Genomic DNA, 22,258 nt, shown 5'->3' with positions numbered 1-22,258 from the left:
CTGTTGCCTTATACAGAGCACATATCCTCTTTCTTTGATATTAACAGAGCAATAGTTGATCAGATAAGAGCAGAAATCGATTTTTCCAAATACGGAAAAAATTATTTATAGAGAATTTGCTGATAGTCTGATCAGTGCTATATCTAAAATGCCATGTAATACAAAATACGAAAAGGATATTGAGAAGATAATAAAATTATTGGAAGAAGTTTATAAAAATTCAATTATTAAAGAAGTTATTCAAAATAATAACAAATTGACTTTAATCTTTTTAGATGGGAAATATTCATATTACCCTCATAGCCCTTTTAAGGTCCAGGTCAGAGGACAGAAGAAAAATAATCTTAAACAATCTTTGGGAAAGATTTGATAAGGTTGAAAGATATTATGAAGCTCCTGAGGATGATTTGCCTTTCTAAAAAATAATACCCTGCGAGTACTTAAAAAACACAAAAGCCATCTTTATAATAACAAGATAAACAGTGAGTTATGTTCCAACGTAACTATTATCGCGGTAAGCGAGAATTGCAAAAAGTAACCTCGCTTATACCCTATTTGACTGACCAACCAGGGCATATATTTTTTACAATAAAATGTAAAACATATATAAACTATTCTTATCTTCAATATAACGAAAGGTAATAAATTAAATCCCTGACAAATCTTTTCTAAACCAAATTATCGACTGACGATATTAAAGCTTTTTAGCGTGAGCCATTTATGGGCGTCACCCCCTGTTTAACAAGCGAACGCGTATCCTTAAACCTTTAAACCTTCATGCTTAAAGTCAAATTAAAATTTGCTGCCTTAATCGGGGAAGACCTTTCCTTCTCTCCGCAGATGCAGGTATTTCATGCGGCGAACCTGGTAACGGCAGCTTTATTATCGGGTGTTATTATTGCCAACATGGCACTGCGACTTCACAGTTCCATCCCACTCATTACACTAATCGCTTTGGTTCACCTACTCATCTTTTACCTATCCCGATATAAAAGAAATATCCGGTTGGCCATAGCGGGGATGTTCGTTATTGGTTACGGCGGATTTATCAGCTCTTACTACTTTAAATCGGGAATCTCAGGACCTGCTATCCTGATAGGCCCTTTCGTATTCCTGCTGCTGCTCATTGTAATCTCCAGGAAATACCACAAATACCTTATCCCTTTGCATATCCTTATCACAGGGCTGCTATTCCTATCTGAGTACCTGCATCCTGAATGGATACAATCTGTGTATGTTTCAAAAAAAGAACAGTTTATTGACCTGTTTTGCAGCCTGATCTCACTGTTAATAGCCACCTACTTTATCATTTCCAAATTGGTCGGACTTTATATAGGTCAAAGAAGAGACGCACAGCAGCAGGCTATAGTCCTCGCAGAAAAAAATGAGGCCTTACAAAAAGTCACTATAGAAAAGGACCGTTTATATTCACTCGTATTCCACGATCTGAAAAGTCCACTGGCATCAATACAGTTCTACCTGGAGCAGTTTTCCTTGCTGGCAGAAAATAGTGATGATCATGAAATCATTAGGAAGGATTTGCTTTTACTGACACAATCGACCTCCGCTATGCTGGAAACAACGCTCTTATGGATCAGGGAGCAGGTCAGTTCTACGCCCCCCCAAATCGGCCCCATTGATATACTTTCGGTCATACAAAGAGCCGTTTTCGTTGAAAAATCTTATGCCGAACGTAAAAGGATAAGTATCATTATCGACGCATCCCTGGCAATAGTCAAAGCGGATGGTATGCTTTTACAGATTTTAATAAGATCCATCATCAATAATGCGATCAAGTTTTCGCCACCCGATAGTGAAGTAAGTATTACTGCCAGCCAGACTTTCGATCAATATGTTATAGTCATTCGGGATAAAGGTAAAGGCATACCTGCCAATATCCAGCCAGAACTATTTGAAAAACTGGTACAACCGCAATTTGGCACTAACAGGGAAAGAGGAACAGGCGTTGGCTTACTGCTGAGCCGGCAACTTGCCAGCAAGCAAAATATTGAACTCCGGTTTGAAAGTCAGCCGGAGAAAGGAAGCACCTTTTATATTTCAATACCAATTTCACCAGAGTAGCCGTTCTTTTAGCAGCAACTTAATTGCGACCCAAAGATTATTGATTTAGCTTTTGCAGGTATTCTACAATAGTTTTTATCAGCCTCGGATCAATACTTTGCCGGGCAAAAGGGTCAGATACAATTGCCCTGTAGTTTTGTTCATCGTCACATTCTACTGCTAACTCTTTGCCATCAATAATAATATAAAAATTATAGGTGTAGCCAAAAGTCACGAGCCGTGTTTTAAATAATCTTTCCTCGCCTTGATAGTTTATTGATAATTCGAAAAAATGTTCCATTTGCAGGCATAAATATACAGCACTAATATTTATCAATACCTCCTCTTCTTCACAAGGATGCAAAAATGAGAAGCCGGTTCAAAAACTCATGACCGGCTTCTTGTTGACGTTACAAACTCTTAAAAAAAGAAAGGAAGCTCCTTTTTCGAAGGAAGCAGCGTAATAGTTGCTTCTTCATTCTTTGGGCGATGTCTTTTATAGATTTTCTGAAATGGCTCATAAGAAGTTGACAGGCAAGTTTTTCTAGATTACCTTCACCATCTAACATATTAGTGTTCATAAGATTCACCGCTTTTTCTAAAAATGCGTTATCTGCGGTTTTTAAGCCTACAGGATTGTTATAGGAAGCTGAGGATTGACTGAAAAGTTCCCATAACATAAATTTTCCCGATCTCGTAAACAAGATGTAGACAATGGAAATACTTTTGCAAAAAGTATATTTATTTTCACTTTAGTGTCCAGAACTAAGATAATTCTAAAAATTTATTGCATTAGTAAAATTAGTCGGATCCGCAAGGATAAAGTACTACCAAGCAGAAAATGCATGGATCGGTGAAAAGTGGCTTTTTCGCGAGATTTTGGGTACCGTGTTTATGGTGCGCCATCTGAAAGTGAGAGAAATATTGAAAACCAACTCATTAATCAATAATAACTTAATCCACTAAAAATTCAACTGATGTTTTTTATTGTTGCCGTTCTTGGCTGTTTTTTACTATACGGCACTTCAAAATATTTTCCTTCAGCGCTTTATATGCGAACAAAAAATATGCGTGTGCGAAAGCGGATGTTTAGAATATGTGGCTATATTACATTTATTGTTTCAGCCTTATTATCAGGATTACAATTTGGATGGGGCACAGGGTTAGTAGTTTTCTTATTTGCCCTCATTTTTTCCTTCAGTCTTGTTATCATGCTATTTCCTTTAAATAGCAAACTGGCATTTATGTTGGCTTTTATTTGCGTCCTTTTAATAATTATAGAAAATATACCTATAAATGCCTGCAGATAAGAAATACCTTTCTTCCCTGGGACAACGAATTTTAAAAATTTCGGCCGGTTTTTTAGGAGGCTATTTAGTTGCGATTCTGTTTCATAATGCCATTGGCATCCTTTTAAAAAATAAAGATGGGTTGATTATAACATCTGCATATACAACGTTTTTGTTATGGGCTATCTTAATGGTGATCGCCTTCCTGGCTAAAAGCGGCTGGAAGGTATGGGGCGTTTATTTATTGCTCATTATCATTTTTGCCGCCATCATATTTTTAAATAAATAGCACCCATGAAGCTTAAATCCTTAAAGCCCCGAATGTATAATGCGCTATTTCACACGCATACGGTGTCGGGCATTGTCATCAGCTTCGCATTGTACGTGATCTTTTTTTGCGGTGCCATTTCATTTTTCATGCACGAAATGTACCGATGGGAAAACCCCGAAGCACGCTTCGAAAGCATGCCTGCAAACCAGGTTGATTACGATAAAATCACAGGTGCTGTTCAAAAAAATGTAAAGAATTTCGATATCACCTTGCAATTTAGTATGGAGCCACCCACCAGGGTCAATCCGTTTGTGTGGTTTCGTGGCAACACCAAAAATCCAGAAGGAAAAACCGGGCGGTTTAACGCTTACATTAATCCGCAAACTTATGAGGTAGTAAGCGCCGACGAACCCAAAACCCATATGGCCAATACTATATATGAGCTTCATTTTTTTAGTCAAATTCCTATGATAGGCGTTTACCTGGCTGGCCTGGTATCGTTCTTTTTCCTGTTCGCCATCATCACCGGCCTGCTTATACATTGGAAAAATATCGTTAATAAGTTTTATGGTTTTACGGCGAAAGGCAAATGGAAGCAGATCTGGACCAATAGCCATATTTCTTTAGGTTTTATCGCTTTACCTTTTCAATTGATATATGCAGTTACGGGGGCATTATTTTGTTTATCTATTTTGCTTGTGGCTCCCGGTGCGTTTTTGATGTTTAATGGAGATAGTTCCCAAATTTTGAAAGCTGTTTCTGGTGACTCGGGGGACTACAAATTCGATCCGAAAGCCAAAACACTGGAAAACTACTTTACTTTAAACGAAGCCTACAAAAAGGCAAAAACAACAAACCCGGATAGAGCCGTAACCTACTTGTCTGCTAACAATTATACCAAAGCAGACGGCACCATCAGTGTCAGTACGGATGACCAGGTAAGCATAGCTGCCAGCGGTTTATTTGTTTACAGCGGAAAAGACGGCAAATTGTTAAAATATAAAGACCCCGATAAGAAAACTTACAGGGATAGCGCTTTCGGGGTGTTGTTTAAGTTGCATTTTGGCAACTTCGGAGGAATTTTACTGAAAATAATTTATTTCATTTTGTCGCTGATCACCTGCTATATCATCATCAGTGGTGTATTGATTTGGCGTACGGCCCGAGATAACTCGAGGTACACAGATAAACAACGAAGGTTCCATCACCGGGTTACCAAGGTTTATTTAGCTATTACCTTATCTATGTTTCCGGCGATAGCATTGATCTTTCTGGCCAATATTTCCGTGCCGATGGATTTTCCCGGCAGGGCCGAATTGGTAAACACTATATTTTTCACAGGCTGGCTTGTTTTAACCATCATCGGTTTGTTTTGGAATAACTACAGAGCGCTGAACCGCAATTATATTTTGCTGGGAAGTATTCTAGCATTGTTGATTCCTGCAGCCAATGGTATATTTACAGGTGATTGGATTTGGAAAACACTCATGACCAACCAAATTTATGTATATGCTGTTGATATAACCTGGCTTACCATCGGCATCTTCGGTTTACTAATAGTAAAAAAATATTTACTTAAAGATTTTCCCAAATTCGAAAACACTACCCAAAATGCTTCCGATAAATTTGCCGAAAATTAAATCAAAGCGTTTTCAAATACTTCAGATTGCATGGTAAAATTACTACTGGCACTCCTGCTTCTCCCCGCTGCACTTTGGGGACAAAATAGTTTTTACATTAAAGGCCGGGTACACTCAAAAGCTGGTCGCCTACTGCCATTGGTTACAGTAAACCTCAGCAACGGTGCTGCAACAACGGCCACGGACACTGATGGGAGTTTTGAATTTAACAACATTCAATCGGGAAAGTATACGCTGACACTCACTGCTGTGGGTTTTAACACTATTCAATCCAATATCACCATCAACAAAAATTTAGACTTAGTTTTTGCGCTCGAGGAAACGGTTCAAACATTAGACAGTGTTAGTATTACGGGCAAAAACCGCGCAATGCTACTCAACGAGCATGCAATGACTATAACATCTTTGAATGTTAAAAAAATGGCCGATTTTTCGATGGGAGCGGAAGAAGTATTAAAAACGGCAACAGGTGTAGTGGTGCGCCAATATGGTGGTCTGGGAAGCGCACTAAATATCAACCTGAATGGCTTGACAGGCGATGCTGTTAGAACTTATTATGACGGTATTCCCCTGGAAACCTATGGTCATGCCATACAATTAAATACTATACCTGTAGATGCGTTAGAGCGAATTGACGTTTACAAGGGTGTAATACCTGTAGATATTGGAACAGATGCTTTGGGTGGTGGCATTAACCTGGTACCTGTAGAGGTAACCAAATCGCAACTACGCAGTTCCTATTCTTTTGGTTCCTTTAACACGCACCGCTTTACTTTAAATGGTACTAAAAACTGGAACGATAAAACCTCGCTTTCTGTTTCCTCCTTTTACAACTATTCTGACAATAATTATAAAATGCGCGGTATCCCCAACCTGGTCGAAAATCTGGATGCACAGGGGAACGTGCTAAGCGTGAGCGAAGAAACCATTGATGCTGTGCGATTTCACAATCAACATCAATCATCTTTTATAGAAGCCTCTCTAAGCTTAAAAAACAGAACCTGGGCAGATAAATTTACGCTGTCCGCTGCACATTCTTACCGGGCCGATGAAATTCAGCAGGGCCAATTCATTATCAGCACCGCCGCAGGCGAAGCGGAAGCCAAAATAAATGGCTTTACCCAACGGATGGATTACCGTAAGAAATTCTTTAATAATAAATTAACCCTGCGCTATTTTGGTATGCTGTCAAACGCTTCATCCCGTGTACATGACAGCACCCAATCCATTTATAACTGGACAGGCCAAAAATTTAAAACGCAGAATAGCGGCGGGGCAGAGATTTTCGGCCGCCCTACTTTAAGAGAAGGGCGCAATTTAGGGACAGCGCATCGCCTTACTGCTCATTATCAATTAGCTTCAAACACTTCATTAAAATTTTCTGATTTTTTTAGCCACACAAGGATTAAAGGTGAGGATCCGGTGGCAAGGAAATTAGAGATTGAAGGACAAGTTTTTGACCCCAATACCATTCCCTCGAAGCTTAGTAAAAACATTATAGGTGCAGAACTGGTACAATATTTTTTCGATAAAAAACTAACCGGCATCGTATTATTTAAAAACTATTATTATTCAGCAGCATCTATTGATCTTTTTGCCTCTTCGGCTACTATACTTCCCATAAGAAAAATTAACGAGTCGCAAAACGGCTATGGCCTCGCCTTTAAATATGATATTCACCCCACCGTTTTTATAAGAGGCAGTTTTGAAAAAGCAGTTAGAATTCCCAGAGATGATGAAGTATTTGGTGATTTTTTGGTCATCTTACCCAATTACACATTACTGCCTGAAATAAGCAACAATATTAACGCGGGCATCGCTTACCATAATAAACTGGGAAGCCAGGTGTATTTATCCATTCAGGTGGATGGTTTTGTGCGCGATCGAAAAAATTTAATCAGATTAAGGCCGGTTGGGCCTGAAAATGCAAGGTTTGTAAACGAAGCCGCTGTGGATGGCAGTGGGATTGAATTGGCTTCCAAACTTGACCTTTTTAAGCATTTAAATATTTCCTGGAATGCTACTTACCAAAGCAGTAAAATTTCAGAAGTTGGCCAGGAAAACGAAGCGACTTCTATTGGCTTGCAAGTTCCAAATATCCCCCGCTTTTTCTACAATATTGGAGCTGATTATACTTTTGAAAGGATATTCAAATCACCCAATAACCTGAAACTATTCTGGACATATTTTTATACCGACCGGTTCAGTATTAACGAAGTAGCAGACCTGGATAAGGCAAATCCCACCTTTATTGTCCCGGTTCAAAATATGCATAATGCAGGAGCCAATTACTCGCTGGTAAAGCGCGGATTAAGCTTTTCCTTCAATGTTCAAAATGCATTTAATGCTAAAATATACGACAACTTCAGGGTTCCAAGGCCTGGCTTTAACTATGCTTTTAAAATAAATTACACGCTTTAAAATTTAATAAACATGAAATCAATAGCTAAAAGTTTAAAACTGTCCCCATTAAATTGGCTGGCCGCGGCCTTTCTTGTAACCACTTTCTTTTCCTGCGATAAAAACGACGGGCCCGATAACACGACGCCGGAAAACAAAACAACTGGTTTTGTTATGAGCGGTACTACCTCCAGCAATACCGCCCTGGTAAAATACATTCCTGAACTGCCAGCCGATGGCAGCACTATTACTTTTGACGGAGCAAAAGATTTCAAAAGTTTTGAGCCTACATCAGTTTATGATAACGCTTTATATATGAAAAGGCCAGATGGAGCTTCCGGCTTTTCCAAAATGGTGGTAAACGCCAACGGTCAAGTTGTGGAAGCGGGCGTTATTCCCACCATTCATAACGGATCCAGGCTGATAATGATCAAAGATTCAGAAACCGGTCTTTTCTGCGATTGGGCCAACCATGATATCATTTCAGTTTTCAACCCCAAAACATTAAAAGTAACTTCTACTATCAATATGGCTGCCGGCCCGTCACCGGGTAACTTAGCCAACCGCTACGAAAGTTTTTATTTTAGGGGGGATGATGTTTTTGCTGTTTCGCGTAGTACAGAGAAGGACTATAATGTTCTGCTTGTACATCAGGCTAATATCAAAACAGGTACCTATGTAGGTTCGACACAACGAGTGGGCGATGGTTCCACCTCGCTCCGGGGGATTGAAGATTTTGGACAGCGTAGTCTTGATGATCAGGGCAACCTTTATATTGATGATGCAGGAAATTATTCCGGCGGATACCTTCCTGCACGTGTAAGTAAAATCCCTGTTGGCAGCAACACTATTGATGCAAATTACAAGTTCGAACCCGCTAAAACTTTAAATGCTGCCAATGTATTTTTACCCACAATCAATAAATTTACCACTATTGGAAATGGCAAAGCAGTTAGCATTGTAAATACTGAAATACCACAAGCTGTTCTTGACATAATAAATACTGCTGGCGGGGTACAAAATTTAACCAGTACTCAGATTCAACAAGTTTTCGGTATCCTGTTTTCATCCCCATCTGCCAAGTGGTGTATTTTGGATTTGAACACCCAAACTGTTACGCCCATTACCGGAATACCACAGGTGGGAATATGGTTTGGAGGTACTGTATTTACACACCAGGGCAATGTATATTTACCTGTATCTACTACGCAGGAAAACGTGTATTATAGATTAAATGCATCTGCTGCTACAGCGGTTAAAGCATTTACCATTACCGGGGCTACTCTTAACGGCATGTTTAATATTGCCAACAATAACTGATCTATTCAGCTAGTTTTTAAAAGCAACCAGAGATTTGCAATTGTAAAGAACATCTATTATTAAAGAAGAAGCCGCCTTACATATATTTGAGGTGGCTTCTTATTTCAATGCATATTTCGGGGAATCATGAGATTCAAAGTAGAAATTGAGTTACGCAAACAGTCTATTCTGGGAAGAGTTTGGAGCATTGGCATTACCTTCTCAATGCAATATCCTTTTAATAAAGAAAGAAGTAGCAGTCTCATTCGTTAAAATCGCCACCGAACGGTTTCTATCAAAATTTACGAAGTAAGTTTGTTAAACAGTATTATACAATTTTACTTAATTGTCCGTCTTATAGAGCTTGCTCCATTATTCTGTATCTTTACAATGAGGTTTTTTTTCATTGTTCCTTGGGATGACCAAGAAAGTTAGCCCCTTTTTTTAGAATTATGCCTTTATTTGAAGTTATCTAACCATTTTGGATACAGTAAATGGCTGACATACCTTTTTGAAAATATCATGGGTTTTAACAAAAAGGTTATTCGAACTTCAAATAGCTCAATTCAATATCGGTATTTGCTGCATCAGCTTCGTTTGGGATTATGATAGCGTGACCGCTGAATCTTACGTTTATGGATTGGTCTTCTGCCATCTCAAAGCTGGATGGCATATTACAAACTACCATAGGCAAACGACCGGAAAACTCGATGACAAACTTGTATCCTGATAAAGAAACATTTTCAATATTATCTGTATATCTAAGCAATCCGTTTAACTTGTTAACAACTTCAACTTCAGAACCTGAAAAGTTACAGGAATTAGAGAATGTTAAATCAGAACTGTCATTCTCCTTTTTACAGGAAAGTAACACGGCTAAAATAACAAGCGTCATAAAGCTATTCATTTTAAAGGTCATACTACTTATATTTTTAATATCTTCATAGAGGTACATCCAAGATTTGTTAGAGAATGACCTGGATAGTGAATGGCAAAACATCTAGTGTCTATAATTGATAGGACGAGGCTTTTAAGGAAAATGTTACATAAGACTTTAATTTTTTTATACCAGAAAAGCATGTCTTCCGCATGCATCAATATTGCAAGGATAAAGAACATTTTTCAAACATATCGTTTCAATAAATTAATTCAACTTAGTATGATGTGAAGCCCAATTACCAACATCGAAAAAAATAATTAACTTATCTAAATAAGTTCTTTTACACTCTCCTGATTAAAAGTTTGTTTGCAAATGTCTCAAAAACAAAAAAGGCTCGCTATTGCGAACCTTTTTAACTGATTGATAATCAGGTGCCCCAGGCGGGACTTGAACCCGCACGGACATTGCTGCCCACAGGATTTTAAGTCAAACTGAAAACCGAATTTATTTAAACCTGACTTAATCTAATTTTTCTTAATCATTTGATTATCAATAATTAAAGAGAAGTTTGTTAGCTTCGTTTAAACGGATGAAAACCCCGTTTAACCGCTGATTGTATGCAAATCTGTATGCAAATCAAATGGAGATTTTTTTAAACAAAAAAATCTTTAAGCTATGGAGGTAAGTATCGCTATTGTCTTGGACATCAGAAGAGTTAAAAAAGAAAATCTTTATCCGGTTAAGCTGCGGGTAACATTTAATCGCAAACAAGAATATTACCCTACTATTTACGATCTTACACAGGAAGACTATAACAAATTTTCAGCGCCCCGAATAAGTGAAGTACTGCAAAAAGTAAGAGCATCATTATTAGAAGTAGAAAGGAACGCAGCTACAGCGGCGAAGGGTATTAATCCATTTGAGTTTGATTATTTTGAAAAAGAATTTATCAAGAATAATCCCCAATTCAAAGAACGTAAGAAAAAGGCAGAAAAAAAATGCATAGAAAATCAGCCGTCAGAACTGAAACAACAAGAAGTATCAGTTGAATTTGATTTTTCACCCTACGAAGAACGCTTTCCAATCTTCAAAGAAGAAAGCCCCGCTGCGGATTGCATCGCTGTAACCTTTATTAGCTACATAAAGAATTTATTGATGGAAGGTAGGATAGGCACGGCATTAAGTTACCGGGATGCTTATACCTCATTAAAGCAATTTCGGGGCAATGTTCTGTTTTCAGCAATTACCCGCCAATACCTTTTTCAGTTTGAGCGTTGGATGATTGATGACAATAAAAGCTCCAAAGCTACAGTAGGAATAAAGCTGCGTTCTTTACGTGCGGTATTTAATGAGGCAATTGATCAAGGGATAGTCAAAGCGGATATTTATCCTTTTGGAAAGAAGAAATACAAGATTCCAACAGCCAAGAAGGCAAAAAAATCATTAGAACGTAGCGAGGTTCAATGTTTGTATGAATTTGAGCCGGAGGAAGAACACATCCAGAGAGCAAAAGCTTACTGGTTTTTCTGCTATTTCGGCAATGGCATGAATCCCAAGGATCTTGCCTACCTTAAATATGAGAATATTGATGGAGAATTTCTTCATTTTATCCGGGCGAAAACAGAGCGTTCCATGAAAGATGATCCCATAGTAATTACCGCTTATATAAACGAAGATATGCAGGTTATTATTGCAAAGTGGGGAAATAAGGATCGGCGCCCGAATAATTATATCTTTCCCGTATTAGATGCATCAATGAACCTGATGGAGCAGTACAGCCGCGTTAGAACATTAACTAAATTTATTACTGACGGGATGGTCATTATTGGAGAAGATATGGAATTATCAAGGAAGCCAAACAATATGGTGTGCCGTCATTCCTATGCCACACATTCCAAACAAACCGGAGCTACAACAGAATACATTAAGGAGGCCCTGGGCCATGCCAGCCTGACAACAACAGAAATCTACCTGGGCGACTATGGGCGAGAAGTCAAAAAAGAATTTTCGGGTAGATTACTGGCATTTAAGAGCGCAACAAATCAAAATGATACAGCCCTAAAGGCAGTTTAAAGTATTAATGATCCTAACCTACACCCTGACAGTAAGCCACTGTCAGGGATTTTTTATGCCTGTCCAGGAATGTATAATTTTTGTTAACTTAGTGATGATACTTCTTCCTAAGAAAAACGTTAGTCTATGAGTATAAAAAAATGGTTGTTTTCCCGGATGATTTTTAGAAATATGCTGGCTACATTCGGTTACCGGTCGGGATATTCTGCTACTCCGGGAGGGTTTACCGCCTATTTTGTTTACCGGCTTGGAGACTATGATCAGGACTTTTATCTGTATTTCCCTAAAGAGCCATTTGCAATACGCTATGTAAACGAAATCTTCAACAAGTTATCTGAATACGAGGGATTTGATATTATCCGGTATCTTGAATTTCATTATAGCCTGTATCCGGATAAAGCTGATTTTCTCCGGTTTCTTAAATATGAGATCAACGACCGGCTGAAAAGAAAAGGCCACCAACAAAGGAAATTAAACGCCGCCCTTGAGTGGGTTACTGAAAAGCAATCCGAATTGCATGACCAGATCCGGGAAAAAATTAATCAGGAACAAGATGATTTAAAACAGGAACTTGCTGCGGGTGTTCAATCTATTATCCAGGAGGTCGGCACGACAAAAGAAGCCAATACCGACCAGCAGGTTAAAATACTGGTAGAAAAATTATCCGGCCATATCGACCAGATTATGAAAACAGCCGATACAGAACTAAGGGAACTAACCAATTCTTTTAGTACCGGAAGTATTGAATTGAATAACCGCAACCATGAAATGTTGATGATCCAATTGCTGATCCTACTGAAAAACGTTCAGGCCCCTTCGTCCTTGCAAAAGGGTGAACAGCTTTTTAAAAAGTTTTCGGATACAGATATTGCTGCAATACTTGCTTTACACTTTGAAGCTTTTAAGAATCTAAAATTAAATACACTGCAAGGGAAAGCCCGCAGCCAAAATGAATTAATAAACTATAAAAGCCCTAAAGTAAAACAGCTTATTCAGGCATTGGAAGATTTTTTTTACTGATGAAGCTCTTTTTATTTACCCTTTCACTATTCCCTTACATGCGTTCACTCGCCTGAACTTCGTTGTAACTGATTTATTACTAATCCCAAAAAATCCATACTCCATCCATCATTGACTTTGGGTAAATCCTAATCCATTTTGCATCCATAAAATTAGTTTTTATGGATACACTATTTATTCCCAACGAGGGAGATTTTCGCAGGTGGATTAAGGAAGCAATAAAGGAATGTTTAGAGCAAATTCCTGCACAACCTACGCAAACCGAAGGTGAAGAACCCTTACTAACCCGTAAAGAGATCGCTGGTATGTTCCGCATCTCTTTGGTTACTCTACACGACTGGATGAAACGCGGCCTGCCCTGCCATAAACAAAGAGGCCGGGTGTATTTTCTTCGCTCTGAAGTATTATCCTATCTCAAACAAAAAGGGCACAAACCCCTCATTGAACCTGAATACCCGCCTTACCTGCCTATTCCTGTCAACTCCGTAACCAGTAAAAAATAAAAGAATATGTCCGCACAAATGATATTTGAAGAAGCAAAAAAAGTGGAACTGGTAGCGCTGTTAGCATCTCTTGGCTATATGCCGGATAGAGTAACAAGGCAGGATTATTGGTATAAGTCCCCCTTTAGAAATGAGCAAACCGCTTCATTTAAAGTGGATCGAACCCGCAATATTTATTACGATCATGGAGAAGGAAAAGGAGGCAACATCATTGATTTTGCTGCCAGGTTTTTCCAGTGCGATGCCAAAACAGCAGCGTTAACAGTTATTGAGCAAAACTTGACGAACAATTTTTCTTTTCACCAGCAACAACATCCCACCCGCATAGCTGGTGAAAAGAAAGAGCCAGACAAGGAGAAAATCATTATTACCGGCTCCCGGCCTTTACAAAGCACTTCGCTACTTTCCTATCTGGAAGAAAGAAAAATCCCGCTCCACATTGCGCAGCAATACTGCAAAGAAGTTGATTTTTCACTGTACAGTAAACAGCAAACAGTGATCGGGTTTAAAAACCGGTTGGGTGGTTTTGAGTTGAGAAGCCCAATGTTTAAGGGCAGCAGCTCACCTAAAGGCATTACTTTTTTTGACAGCGGTAAGAACAACGTTTGCGTATTTGAAGGCTTCTTTAATTTTCTTTCTTTCATTGCCCTGCGCCCACACCCTGAAATCAGTATCACCAATTGCCTGGTGCTTAACTCCCTATCTTTTATTGAAAAAACCCGCTCCCTGATGGAGCAGCATCATAAAATATCCCTGTTTTTAGACAGGGATCTGTCCGGCAGGAAAAGCACAGAAAAAGCGCTTTCCTGGAATCAGGAATTTCAGTCGGAAAAATATATCGACAGCAGCCATCAATATAAATACTGTGATGATTTGAATGAATGGCTGATCGCTCAATCTAAACAGCAGCAGCAACAAAGAACGCAGAGAGGTAGGGGGCTTTGATTTTATACCCTTTTCTACAATATTATTTTTTTCATCAAAAAGATTTAAACAATGCAACAGTTTCAATTTAACATCCAGGCCAAAGGCGGCGCCGGTAAATCAATGCTTACTTATTTACAAGCCTTAAAACAGCAGGGTAATGACCGGGCTTATTTCGTGGACTTTGACAGCTCTGTAAAATCAAGCTGTCAACAGTTAAGATTCCTCCAGGGTAGAACGCCTTCGCGTTTTGCAACGATGAGCCTGCTGGACAGCCGGGAAAAACTGGATCGCCAGTTGCTTTTTGAAAACCTGTACGGGCTGTCACGGAAAGACTATGATTGCTTCTACCTGGACTTTGGCGCTCCGGAGAGCGACCAACTGCCATCACTGTTTTCCAGGGATTACACTATTGAAGAGTTTAAAGAAGTACAGGACGAATTAAACGCTCAATTCATATTTAACGTCGTTATTGCAGGTGGCAGTGCTTATGCACCGTGTACACATTATCTGCAAAAAATTGCCTTGTTGAATAGAGGCGTTTTTGAAACCAACATCTATATCAATGAAAGCACGTTTGCCGGAACACCACAACTTATTAAAGAGTTGACAGTTTTCGGAGCATCAGGGGAAAACTATATAAATGCTATCAGGCTATACGGGGATTTTGACATTACCACTGCACCACACCGGAGCATTCTCCAAAAAGTCAGCGAAGGAAAGGGTATGGAAGCCTATCAGTTTGTCGAAAAAATAAAAATGCAGAAAGAATTATCCAAAATATAAGAACATGCAAACATCCCGGACTGATTTAAAAAAATTGAGGTCAGCGATCTTCTTACAATATGGTATTGAGCTGGATGAAACCTCCCTTACCATTCTTACCATTTTATTGCAGGAAGTGAAGCGCCAGTTTGAACCGATGCAGGTAACGCTGAATGAAATGGCAGCGCAAATACAATACTCCAAAAAATCATTACAGGTAGATCCCGATCATCCCCGTTGGCAGGCTTTCTGGCACGGCATGGGCCAGTGGGGACTTGGCTTCATCCTGGCTGTTATGGCAGCACTAACCGTTTTTGCCATTGACCTTAACAAGGAAAGAGAAGAGAAGAAGATGATACAACAGGAACTCGCATGGTATAAAGAGCATTACGAGACCGCACAAAAGACTGGTAGTAAAACGGGCAATGACGCAATCAAAAAAAATCCACGCAGAAAAACAAATAAATAAGATGATGTTCAAAGATTTTATCAGGAAGGATTTGCTGGATAGCGGGTACGGGGTGTACCCGAAAATACTGGAAGTATATAGTAAAGAAATGACATTCCTGGAAACGCCCTCGCGTTTTCGTAGGTGGTTAGCTACTGAGTTAGAAGTTCCAATTGAAAAAATAAATCTTAGCAGCCTTAATTCTGCATTGCAGCAGCAGAGAAAAAAGAAGCAGAATATGAAAGTAACGCCGGGCAAACAAGAAGCTGATCTTTCTAAGGCCGGGTATCCTGAAAGCAAAATCGAAGGGTTTAAGTTTTCCAAACCCGGTTCGGACGATGAAAAAGCATCAAGGATCACTGAAATGTAAAATACCATGCAGATAAGCCTGTACCAGCTTTCTTGCATCTGAAATAATCATTGATGCAATAGTTATAGACCTGAATAAGCCCGGAAACATTCAATTAAGATTACGCAAGCCTAACCATACGTATCTAAGCCTTCCCGGCCTTGTCAGGCCCGGTGTGTTTTCAGGAGCCAGCTATGTTCTCGTGGGCTCGTAACCTCACCCACGTCGAACATGCTGGCCCATTCATGCCGCTTTGGGGCGGCATTTATGGGGGTGGCGCACAGCGCCTGTTATCAAACTTAAAACGGATATTAATATGAACAGCAATAATAGTAAGAACAAAGGCGGCAGGCCAAAGAAAACAATACAGCGCAGCCATCGCTTGCGGGTGGCCTGCAGCGCATTGGAGTTAGAAATAGTTGAGGGAAAAGCAAAGCAGGTGCAACTTACCATATCCGAGTTTTTACGTGAAGCTGCATTAAACAGCCAGATAGTTACCCGGCAAAAGACATTGCCCAAAGAAGTTTTAGCGTTCACAGCGCAGCTCAATCACCTTGCAGCTAATATTAATTCACTGGCCTATAAAAATAATGCCGCGCAAATATTTAACGCGTTTGAAAGGTTGGAACTAAAACAACTGGCAGCAGATGTAAAGCAATTAGCGCAGGACATTAAAAACTATTTACAATGATTGGTAAAGCGATTACCGGTAAGGGTTTTGGAGGATGCATCAGCTACTGCCTGGAAGACAAAAAAATGAGCCATGATAAAGATCAGGCGGTGGTGCAGAACCGGGCGGAGATATTGCTTTTTAATAAATGCTTTGGCAATAAAAAAGAGCTGGTACAACAGTTCAACGAAGTGCGAAAACTCAACCCCAAACAATCCAAACCGGTGTTTCATTTTACACTGAGTTTTGCTCCGGGCGAGAAATTGACCAGGGCGCAGCTGATCCATATTGCCCAAGATTGCGCGGAAGATTTTGGATTTGCAAATAACCAGTTTTTAGCGGTGGAACATAAGGATACACAGCATCAGCATATCCATATTGTGGCCAATCGAATAGGTTTTACCGGCAGAACAAATGTATCCGACAGCAATAGTTATAAACGCATGGCTCAGTTCTGCCGGAAGATGGAACAGAAATACCAGTTGCAGCAGGTATTAAGCCCCCGGCGTTTTTTATCAAAAGATCAGCAATTACTGCCCAGAAATGACCAGCGAAAAGAACAACTTAAAACACAGTTGAAGCAAATATTGCAATCTTCCAAAACAATGGAAAGTTTTCAACAAAAGGCAAGAAAGCTGGGATTTGAAATTATCAAAGGCCGGGGTATATCTTTTATTGATAAGGCTGGTGTAAAAATAAAAGGCAGTGCTATGGGGCTTTCTTTAAGCACTATTGAAAAACAGTTGCAGAAAAACCAAACTCAATACCTCACTCGGAATCTGCAGGAAGGAATAGGTCCGGAAACCAGGTTTGCAAATACCTGGCAGCGGACTATTTCTTTTTCACCATACAAGAGAAACCCGCAGGAAAGTGATTTTATTAGCGCATTTATACAATCAATAAAACAAGCGGTAGAAAATACTGCCGACCTGGCAGCCGACTTATACAAAGTACATTATCCATCCCCAGGGGACTATGCCACGTCACAAATAGAGCGTGAATACTACCGGAATATTAGAAAGAAGAAGAAAAAAAGAGGTTACGGACTATAGGCTTATTGAGGCATGCAACAAGACCTAAGAAGCCGAAAGACTAAAATCTGAGAAAATACAGAAATCAATTAATCGATAACAGATAAGATTTCGTACCTTAGAACTGGTGTTTTTCATAGGTTAGCAACGGCCAGCTTTTTCAAAGGCAGGCCTTTTTTATATATTAATCTAGTAAATTCTATCGAATGGCTATTTTAATCTAATTTTTTCTTCATTTATACTTTGCAGCTTCTATTTAATCCACAAAAATCACTTTTTGCTACTTATTATTGCTTAGGCTAATAAATTTCACAGAAAAATTTAAGTTAGGAAAGTGATGCTCGGATTTCCTCAATCATCGACTTTTGCAGCATGTCAGATTCTTCTGGCTTTTCGTGAAAAGCCTGCCAGGCATTATTTACAAATTTGGATATCGGTGTTAAAGGGGAATTTCATTATATGTTCTTGAAAACATTTTGGCGATCTCGCGTTCTCTATTTTCTACATTGCCAGAAGAACGATTTACAAGCATATACCCGCTTATATCTGTATATTCAAAGTGCGCAAAAGTGACATGTCCGAATTTTCGAGTTGCAATGTACTTATATATTCTAAATCGTTGCGTATTTGTTGATTGTTCTACTTTGTCAGACATGGGATCATAGCTTCTGGCTCCCAGTATTGCAAAAGAAACTGCAGGATATAAACTTAGTATTTCAGGAAGGAGATTAATGCAGGTATTAAATATATTTCCAAGATCTCCTTTATTAATGATCTTGGAATACTTTGTGTCACTTCGCCGGTCTTTTTTACAATAAAATTTTATGGCAAAAACGTCTTCTTTATGATACTCGGCTCTTATAATATAATGATATCTTGTTATCGGAGAGAAAAACTTATAAATAAGGGTAAACAGGTGAGCACTTTCATCTTTGCAACGTTGACGTTGTATAAATTTCACGGGATAGCCCGGAAAATTAAACTCCATTAAGCAATAACTTTCTTAGTAGTCGTATTATTTCCTGTTTGTTTTCCTGAAACCAATGTGCCTTTGGTTTTAGATGCGTCTAACTTCACAGAGCCAGCATTGCATCTCCTAACCCAATTGAGCCTATCCCCCTTGGATACATGTGTATTAGTATGTGTAGTGGCTTTCATCTGTTGTAAAATTAATTACTTTTACTAAAAAAGCAAAATAAACGCGGATTTATAGCAAATTGAATTACTCCTATTCTCTGTAAATCAGTCACTTATAAAAGTATTTATGCTCGCTTTTCTCCGTAAATATTTATAAATTTTATATACTTCCCGTCTTGAACTCAACTTCCAATATATCCAAAACTAATATTTGATTGTTCCCAATGGTGCTGGTCTTTTTTCTGGCCCTGGTGACCTTGTTGTGTGTTTTTAATATACACCCGGTTGACGCCCTTAAAAGCTGTGAGTTCTATCCAGTAAAACTAATTGGGCGGGTACATCATGAAACCTGACATCTTTTTTTCATTTCAATAAAACCAAGTATTTTAGTGTTGCAAACCTGCTTATGAGCAGCCGTATGGGAAAAGATGAAAACTGTGGCATTGACAATTTCAATACTATCGTTATTTATTTCGGCGTTAACATTTTGGCTAACCCGGATCTGGAAGGGACAATTAAAAATGACCCGCCCTACGATTATTTGCCTTGTTGGTAAAAATGGAGATGATGAGCCGAAAGTCTTTCTTAGAACCTTACTTTATTGCACTTCAGACCAGGGGCAGTACATCCAAAATATGTTTATCCGTATTTATACGCCACAAACAGGTTATGATTTTAATGTTTGGGCTTATGGAGATAGTGGCTTAGTGCGGGGTAGCGGTTTATTTGTCAGTAAAACAGGTGCATCCATTTTCAACACAATGGCCAATGGAAAAAGAGAATAGCGCTTTGAGCTGGATAAGGCGTTTTGTTAATCTCGATTCTTTAAATTTTGTAAGTGCTTAACATCCTCCAGATCTCATTGCGGCTCAATGTCCATTTGCCAAGAATAAGACTCTATTAGCACAAGGGCTGAAAAAGATATTTTATTTATAACTGAAAAAGCTGCCCAAAGAGCAGCTTTTTATATATGATAAGATGAAATTTTTACCCAGCAACTAATTGGTATGAATTTGAAATTGTTTTTCGCCCAAATCGCTTTAGTAGTTCAACTTCATTTGAACTACTGATTTTTTCCTTTTTCAGTATTTCCTGAATTTGCGGTTGTTTTAAACCTGGAATACGAACCTGAAAGAACGGCCAGAGTACTTCACTTTTATAAACCTTGTCTATATCTGGGAATCCTACTATAGGATTATACTTTTCCGAATTCTTTTTGAATTGTTCTGTATATTTAAAATACCACTCTCCATTTTTGCAAGACAAAATCCCAACCGGAATTTCGTCATTTGCCAAGGAGAATGTTGCTTCAACTTCTTCAGGAATACGGCTGTACCCTTCCAAGTCGTCTTGGTTTTTATTGAACCAATTTTTGATCTTGCGTAACATTTGTTAACCTCCTTATTTTTTCAAATCTCGTCTTTAAAATTAATGAAATTAACTCTACTCTTTTGATGGTTAAGATTAAAGAAAATTCCTGTTTTATCATTTTAAGAACTTTTATTTCATTTTCTGTACTCGAAAATTCGTCAATAAGACTAATATAGTCTGTATTTAAACGTATTAAGTATTCAATAAGTTCAAAATGATTAGCCTGTATATTGTCTGCTATACTAATTCTAGGGTATGCTTTCTCAATATAATTAACAACTTTTTTGCCATTTTTCGAATAATGTTCTAAATGCCCGTTTACCTGGGCTTCTGTACAATTCCAAAATAATCCCCGGGCTGAGTCATAAAGGGGTGCAAAGGTAGGCAATTTTTGCGATTTAATTTGTGTCCTAATAACTCCCCAGTTATAAAAATGCCTGTCATTATTTCCTACAATAGCGTCAAAAATTATCATTTTTACCAGCCCAACTAGCAGATTATCAAATGTTTTTGGAAAAACGTTGCGTATTGATTCTTTAATAAATTCAAAAGTAAATAGTTCTCTTGACGATTTTCTGTCATTGGCTATTTCGTTTGCTAAATCCTTGTCTCCCAGGTGTTCTCCACAAATTTCCGCTCCGTGAATCAATTCTTCCCCGTCTTTTAAGAAGAATTTACTTAAAAACCGAACTTGTTTATTAACCCATACCAGCTTTATTTCGTTCATCTCAAGGCCCAAAGTTTGCCCAATTCGATTGATGAGGTATTCATATATAGATTCATGCGGGTAATATTTTTCTGCAGTTTTGGCAATATAAGCGCTCCAGGTTTTTGGATTAGCTTTCCTAACTGTACCGTCCCTCTCAAAAAAATAGGCACGAATGAACTGTTTTGGAGCATCTCCATCCAATGGAATGTCTTGCACAATATAGTCAGACTCTTTAAGCGTAGGAATACTCTGCGGTCTTAGGATTTTGCCCGATTTAAAAAGAGATTTTTCCCTACGTAAATTCCCCCTTTTTGTCATTTGTTGGTTATTAAATATTTGTTGAAACTCACGCTATTGTTATTCGAGCATTTAATGGTGCTCTCCTTTTACGGATTAATGTACCTAGGCTTATATTTTGTATTTTCCGGCAATGCGCCACCATAATCAAAAAAATCTACAACCTCAACATTTAAGACATAAGCAAATCTTAGAAGCATTAAATATGTCGGATTTTCACTGCCATTTAAATATTTATTGGTTGCACTTTCGTCCATACCCAAATAATTACTGAATGAAATCGAGTTTAATTTTCTATTTTTCATTAGAGCAAACAAGCGAGTGCTGAAGTTTTGTTTTGCAGTAGTAAAATCTTCATTTCGTGCAATTTTTAGCGTTTTATTTGAGAACGTTCTACTATCTCCAGTTATTAGAGTTGGAATTGTTGAGTTCATGCCGGATTTTAACTTCACTAAGCTTTTAAGCGTAATGTTGGCCGCGCCTGCTTCCAGATTTCTAATGTAGGTTTCACTTAATCCATCACACAATTGACCAAATTTCTTTTTTCCAATCCCCATTTTTGTTCTTGTGGCAAAAACAAAATTGCCTACTATTTTTATGCCGGTTTGTAATTGTATTTCTAAGTTCATTTATCACAAACTGGCACGATTTGGTAATAAAAAAATGGAGATATAGTTTGGGTGTTATGTTTTTTGTTGTATATTTGAAGAAAGTAACATTAAAATAAGTAGTATATAGAAGTATCAAAAGGTAATAGGCATTAATAAAAGAGTCTCGACGCTCGAAGATTGACAGCCAAGATGGCGAGACGGTAATAAAATGCCCATGTCTTTAAGAAGCATTATTTTTATGCTTCCGAACGGATATGGGTTTTACCGTAAGACCATCATCTTGGCTGTCACTAAGAGCGGTGGCTGGTAAAGCCCATATTCGTTTATAATATTATACGGCTTTCCAGTGCAACGAGACTCATCCAACCCAAAACGGATGAGTTTTTCTTTATCATATTATTCATTTCGGGCCTGGCCCTGTTACTTAGGAAACAGCGACCTTGCCAGCTATAATTTCCGGTACGCCAGTCACCCGCGTAATCCTGAATAAAGGTTAGCAACGGCCGCCGG

Annotated in this window: 22 protein-coding genes; 16 read left to right on the top strand and 6 right to left on the bottom strand. The window is 38.6% G+C overall.

Annotation, left to right across the window (positions count from 1 at the left end; genetic code table 11):
* Nucleotides 1-777: 777 nt before the first annotated feature.
* Nucleotides 778-2,082: a sensor histidine kinase gene (locus ACYVBM_RS04835; RefSeq protein ID WP_460684496.1), complete on the top strand. Its 1,305-nt coding sequence runs from the start codon at nt 778-780 to the stop codon at nt 2,080-2,082.
* Nucleotides 2,083-2,119: 37 nt separating this feature from the next.
* Here the strand turns inward: ACYVBM_RS04835 and ACYVBM_RS04830 are convergent, their stop codons facing one another.
* On the bottom strand, nt 2,120-2,362 hold the full coding sequence (locus tag ACYVBM_RS04830) for a hypothetical protein (RefSeq protein WP_460684495.1): 243 nt from the start codon (nt 2,360-2,362) through the stop codon (nt 2,120-2,122).
* A gap of 676 nt (nt 2,363-3,038) precedes the next feature.
* Between ACYVBM_RS04830 and ACYVBM_RS04825 the strand changes: the two genes are divergently transcribed.
* Genes ACYVBM_RS04825 through ACYVBM_RS04805 form a run of 5 tightly spaced genes read left to right on the top strand, consistent with a single transcriptional unit; the run spans nt 3,039 to nt 8,981 of the window.
* Nucleotides 3,039-3,371, top strand: a complete 333-nt coding sequence (locus ACYVBM_RS04825; protein WP_460684494.1) for a DUF3325 family protein — start codon at nt 3,039-3,041, stop codon at nt 3,369-3,371.
* On the top strand, nt 3,358-3,639 hold the full coding sequence (locus ACYVBM_RS04820; RefSeq protein ID WP_460684493.1) for a hypothetical protein: 282 nt from the start codon (nt 3,358-3,360) through the stop codon (nt 3,637-3,639). Before ACYVBM_RS04825 ends, ACYVBM_RS04820 begins: the two co-directional genes overlap by 14 nt.
* Nucleotides 3,640-3,644: 5 nt before the next feature.
* The gene (locus tag ACYVBM_RS04815; protein ID WP_460684492.1) at nt 3,645-5,261 is read left to right on the top strand and encodes a PepSY-associated TM helix domain-containing protein; all 1,617 of its coding nucleotides are present in this window, start codon (nt 3,645-3,647) and stop codon (nt 5,259-5,261) included.
* Nucleotides 5,262-5,291: 30 nt separating this feature from the next.
* On the top strand, nt 5,292-7,682 hold the full coding sequence (locus ACYVBM_RS04810) for a TonB-dependent receptor (protein ID WP_460684491.1): 2,391 nt from the start codon (nt 5,292-5,294) through the stop codon (nt 7,680-7,682).
* Nucleotides 7,683-7,694: 12 nt separating this feature from the next.
* The gene (locus ACYVBM_RS04805) at nt 7,695-8,981 is read left to right on the top strand and encodes a hypothetical protein (RefSeq protein ID WP_460684490.1); all 1,287 of its coding nucleotides are present in this window, start codon (nt 7,695-7,697) and stop codon (nt 8,979-8,981) included.
* Nucleotides 8,982-9,501: 520 nt separating this feature from the next.
* Here the strand turns inward: ACYVBM_RS04805 and ACYVBM_RS04800 are convergent.
* Nucleotides 9,502-9,879 (bottom strand): hypothetical protein, encoded by a 378-nt coding sequence (locus tag ACYVBM_RS04800; RefSeq protein WP_460684489.1) that lies wholly within the window; start codon nt 9,877-9,879, stop codon nt 9,502-9,504.
* Between the two features lie 636 nt (nt 9,880-10,515).
* On the opposite strand from ACYVBM_RS04800, the gene ACYVBM_RS04795 reads away from it, so the two are divergent.
* From ACYVBM_RS04795 to ACYVBM_RS04755, 9 genes are all read left to right on the top strand, one after another.
* Entirely contained in the window at nt 10,516-11,913 is a 1,398-nt protein-coding gene (locus tag ACYVBM_RS04795) for a tyrosine-type recombinase/integrase (RefSeq protein WP_460684488.1), read from the top strand.
* 126 nt (nt 11,914-12,039) lie between these two features.
* On the top strand, nt 12,040-12,933 hold the full coding sequence (locus ACYVBM_RS04790; protein ID WP_460684487.1) for a hypothetical protein: 894 nt from the start codon (nt 12,040-12,042) through the stop codon (nt 12,931-12,933).
* Nucleotides 12,934-13,094: 161 nt separating this feature from the next.
* The gene (locus ACYVBM_RS04785) at nt 13,095-13,436 is read left to right on the top strand and encodes a helix-turn-helix domain-containing protein (RefSeq protein ID WP_460684486.1); all 342 of its coding nucleotides are present in this window, start codon (nt 13,095-13,097) and stop codon (nt 13,434-13,436) included.
* Between the two features lie 6 nt (nt 13,437-13,442).
* A complete protein-coding gene (locus ACYVBM_RS04780) occupies nt 13,443-14,381 on the top strand; it encodes a toprim domain-containing protein (RefSeq protein ID WP_460684485.1) in 939 nt (312 codons plus the stop codon).
* Between the two features lie 51 nt (nt 14,382-14,432).
* Nucleotides 14,433-15,146 (top strand): hypothetical protein, encoded by a 714-nt coding sequence (locus ACYVBM_RS04775; protein WP_460684484.1) that lies wholly within the window; start codon nt 14,433-14,435, stop codon nt 15,144-15,146.
* 4 nt (nt 15,147-15,150) lie between these two features.
* A complete protein-coding gene (locus tag ACYVBM_RS04770) occupies nt 15,151-15,594 on the top strand; it encodes a hypothetical protein (RefSeq protein ID WP_460684483.1) in 444 nt (147 codons plus the stop codon).
* 1 nt (nt 15,595) lies between these two features.
* A complete protein-coding gene (locus tag ACYVBM_RS04765; protein ID WP_460684482.1) occupies nt 15,596-15,943 on the top strand; it encodes a hypothetical protein in 348 nt (115 codons plus the stop codon).
* A gap of 295 nt (nt 15,944-16,238) precedes the next feature.
* Nucleotides 16,239-16,613: a plasmid mobilization protein gene (locus tag ACYVBM_RS04760; protein ID WP_460684481.1), complete on the top strand. Its 375-nt coding sequence runs from the start codon at nt 16,239-16,241 to the stop codon at nt 16,611-16,613.
* Complete coding sequence (locus tag ACYVBM_RS04755; protein ID WP_460684480.1) at nt 16,610-17,644, top strand: relaxase/mobilization nuclease domain-containing protein; 1,035 nt, start codon at nt 16,610-16,612, stop codon at nt 17,642-17,644. The genes ACYVBM_RS04760 and ACYVBM_RS04755 overlap by 4 nt, the downstream gene beginning before the upstream one ends.
* Nucleotides 17,645-18,062: 418 nt before the next feature.
* Here ACYVBM_RS04755 and ACYVBM_RS04750 read toward each other — a convergent pair whose 3' ends face one another.
* Complete coding sequence (locus tag ACYVBM_RS04750) at nt 18,063-18,611, bottom strand: hypothetical protein (RefSeq protein ID WP_460684479.1); 549 nt, start codon at nt 18,609-18,611, stop codon at nt 18,063-18,065.
* Between the two features lie 670 nt (nt 18,612-19,281).
* On the opposite strand from ACYVBM_RS04750, the gene ACYVBM_RS04745 reads away from it, so the two are divergent.
* Nucleotides 19,282-19,545 (top strand): hypothetical protein, encoded by a 264-nt coding sequence (locus ACYVBM_RS04745; protein WP_460684478.1) that lies wholly within the window; start codon nt 19,282-19,284, stop codon nt 19,543-19,545.
* 202 nt (nt 19,546-19,747) lie between these two features.
* Here the strand turns inward: ACYVBM_RS04745 and ACYVBM_RS04740 are convergent, their stop codons facing one another.
* The 3 genes from ACYVBM_RS04740 to ACYVBM_RS04730 form a co-directional block, all read right to left on the bottom strand.
* The gene (locus ACYVBM_RS04740; RefSeq protein WP_460684477.1) at nt 19,748-20,149 is read right to left on the bottom strand and encodes a HipA N-terminal domain-containing protein; all 402 of its coding nucleotides are present in this window, start codon (nt 20,147-20,149) and stop codon (nt 19,748-19,750) included.
* Entirely contained in the window at nt 20,118-21,158 is a 1,041-nt protein-coding gene (locus ACYVBM_RS04735) for a HipA domain-containing protein (RefSeq protein WP_460684476.1), read from the bottom strand. Before ACYVBM_RS04735 ends, ACYVBM_RS04740 begins: the two co-directional genes overlap by 32 nt.
* Before the next feature lie 68 nt (nt 21,159-21,226).
* A complete protein-coding gene (locus tag ACYVBM_RS04730; protein WP_460684475.1) occupies nt 21,227-21,766 on the bottom strand; it encodes a hypothetical protein in 540 nt (179 codons plus the stop codon).
* Nucleotides 21,767-22,258 lie beyond the last annotated feature (492 nt).

The sequence above is a fragment of the Niabella aquatica genome (assembly GCF_054779315.1).
Note: the sequence above shows the minus strand (reverse complement) of the source record. Positions and strands in the feature narration are given on the sequence as shown.

Coding starts and splice junctions, on each gene's coding strand:
- ACYVBM_RS04770 (WP_460684483.1), top strand. CDS start 15,151: ATGCAAACATCCCGGACTGATTTAAAAAAATTGAGGTCAGCGATCTTC.
- ACYVBM_RS04830 (WP_460684495.1), bottom strand. CDS start 2,362: ATGGAACATTTTTTCGAATTATCAATAAACTATCAAGGCGAGGAAAGA.
- ACYVBM_RS04730 (WP_460684475.1), bottom strand. CDS start 21,766: ATGAACTTAGAAATACAATTACAAACCGGCATAAAAATAGTAGGCAAT.
- ACYVBM_RS04810 (WP_460684491.1), top strand. CDS start 5,292: ATGGTAAAATTACTACTGGCACTCCTGCTTCTCCCCGCTGCACTTTGG.
- ACYVBM_RS04745 (WP_460684478.1), top strand. CDS start 19,282: ATGACCCGCCCTACGATTATTTGCCTTGTTGGTAAAAATGGAGATGAT.
- ACYVBM_RS04815 (WP_460684492.1), top strand. CDS start 3,645: ATGAAGCTTAAATCCTTAAAGCCCCGAATGTATAATGCGCTATTTCAC.
- ACYVBM_RS04775 (WP_460684484.1), top strand. CDS start 14,433: ATGCAACAGTTTCAATTTAACATCCAGGCCAAAGGCGGCGCCGGTAAA.
- ACYVBM_RS04820 (WP_460684493.1), top strand. CDS start 3,358: ATGCCTGCAGATAAGAAATACCTTTCTTCCCTGGGACAACGAATTTTA.
- ACYVBM_RS04835 (WP_460684496.1), top strand. CDS start 778: ATGCTTAAAGTCAAATTAAAATTTGCTGCCTTAATCGGGGAAGACCTT.
- ACYVBM_RS04755 (WP_460684480.1), top strand. CDS start 16,610: ATGATTGGTAAAGCGATTACCGGTAAGGGTTTTGGAGGATGCATCAGC.
- ACYVBM_RS04760 (WP_460684481.1), top strand. CDS start 16,239: ATGAACAGCAATAATAGTAAGAACAAAGGCGGCAGGCCAAAGAAAACA.
- ACYVBM_RS04750 (WP_460684479.1), bottom strand. CDS start 18,611: ATGGAGTTTAATTTTCCGGGCTATCCCGTGAAATTTATACAACGTCAA.
- ACYVBM_RS04825 (WP_460684494.1), top strand. CDS start 3,039: ATGTTTTTTATTGTTGCCGTTCTTGGCTGTTTTTTACTATACGGCACT.
- ACYVBM_RS04795 (WP_460684488.1), top strand. CDS start 10,516: ATGGAGGTAAGTATCGCTATTGTCTTGGACATCAGAAGAGTTAAAAAA.
- ACYVBM_RS04805 (WP_460684490.1), top strand. CDS start 7,695: ATGAAATCAATAGCTAAAAGTTTAAAACTGTCCCCATTAAATTGGCTG.
- ACYVBM_RS04800 (WP_460684489.1), bottom strand. CDS start 9,879: ATGACCTTTAAAATGAATAGCTTTATGACGCTTGTTATTTTAGCCGTG.
- ACYVBM_RS04790 (WP_460684487.1), top strand. CDS start 12,040: ATGAGTATAAAAAAATGGTTGTTTTCCCGGATGATTTTTAGAAATATG.
- ACYVBM_RS04765 (WP_460684482.1), top strand. CDS start 15,596: ATGATGTTCAAAGATTTTATCAGGAAGGATTTGCTGGATAGCGGGTAC.
- ACYVBM_RS04780 (WP_460684485.1), top strand. CDS start 13,443: ATGTCCGCACAAATGATATTTGAAGAAGCAAAAAAAGTGGAACTGGTA.
- ACYVBM_RS04740 (WP_460684477.1), bottom strand. CDS start 20,149: ATGTTACGCAAGATCAAAAATTGGTTCAATAAAAACCAAGACGACTTG.
- ACYVBM_RS04735 (WP_460684476.1), bottom strand. CDS start 21,158: ATGACAAAAAGGGGGAATTTACGTAGGGAAAAATCTCTTTTTAAATCG.
- ACYVBM_RS04785 (WP_460684486.1), top strand. CDS start 13,095: ATGGATACACTATTTATTCCCAACGAGGGAGATTTTCGCAGGTGGATT.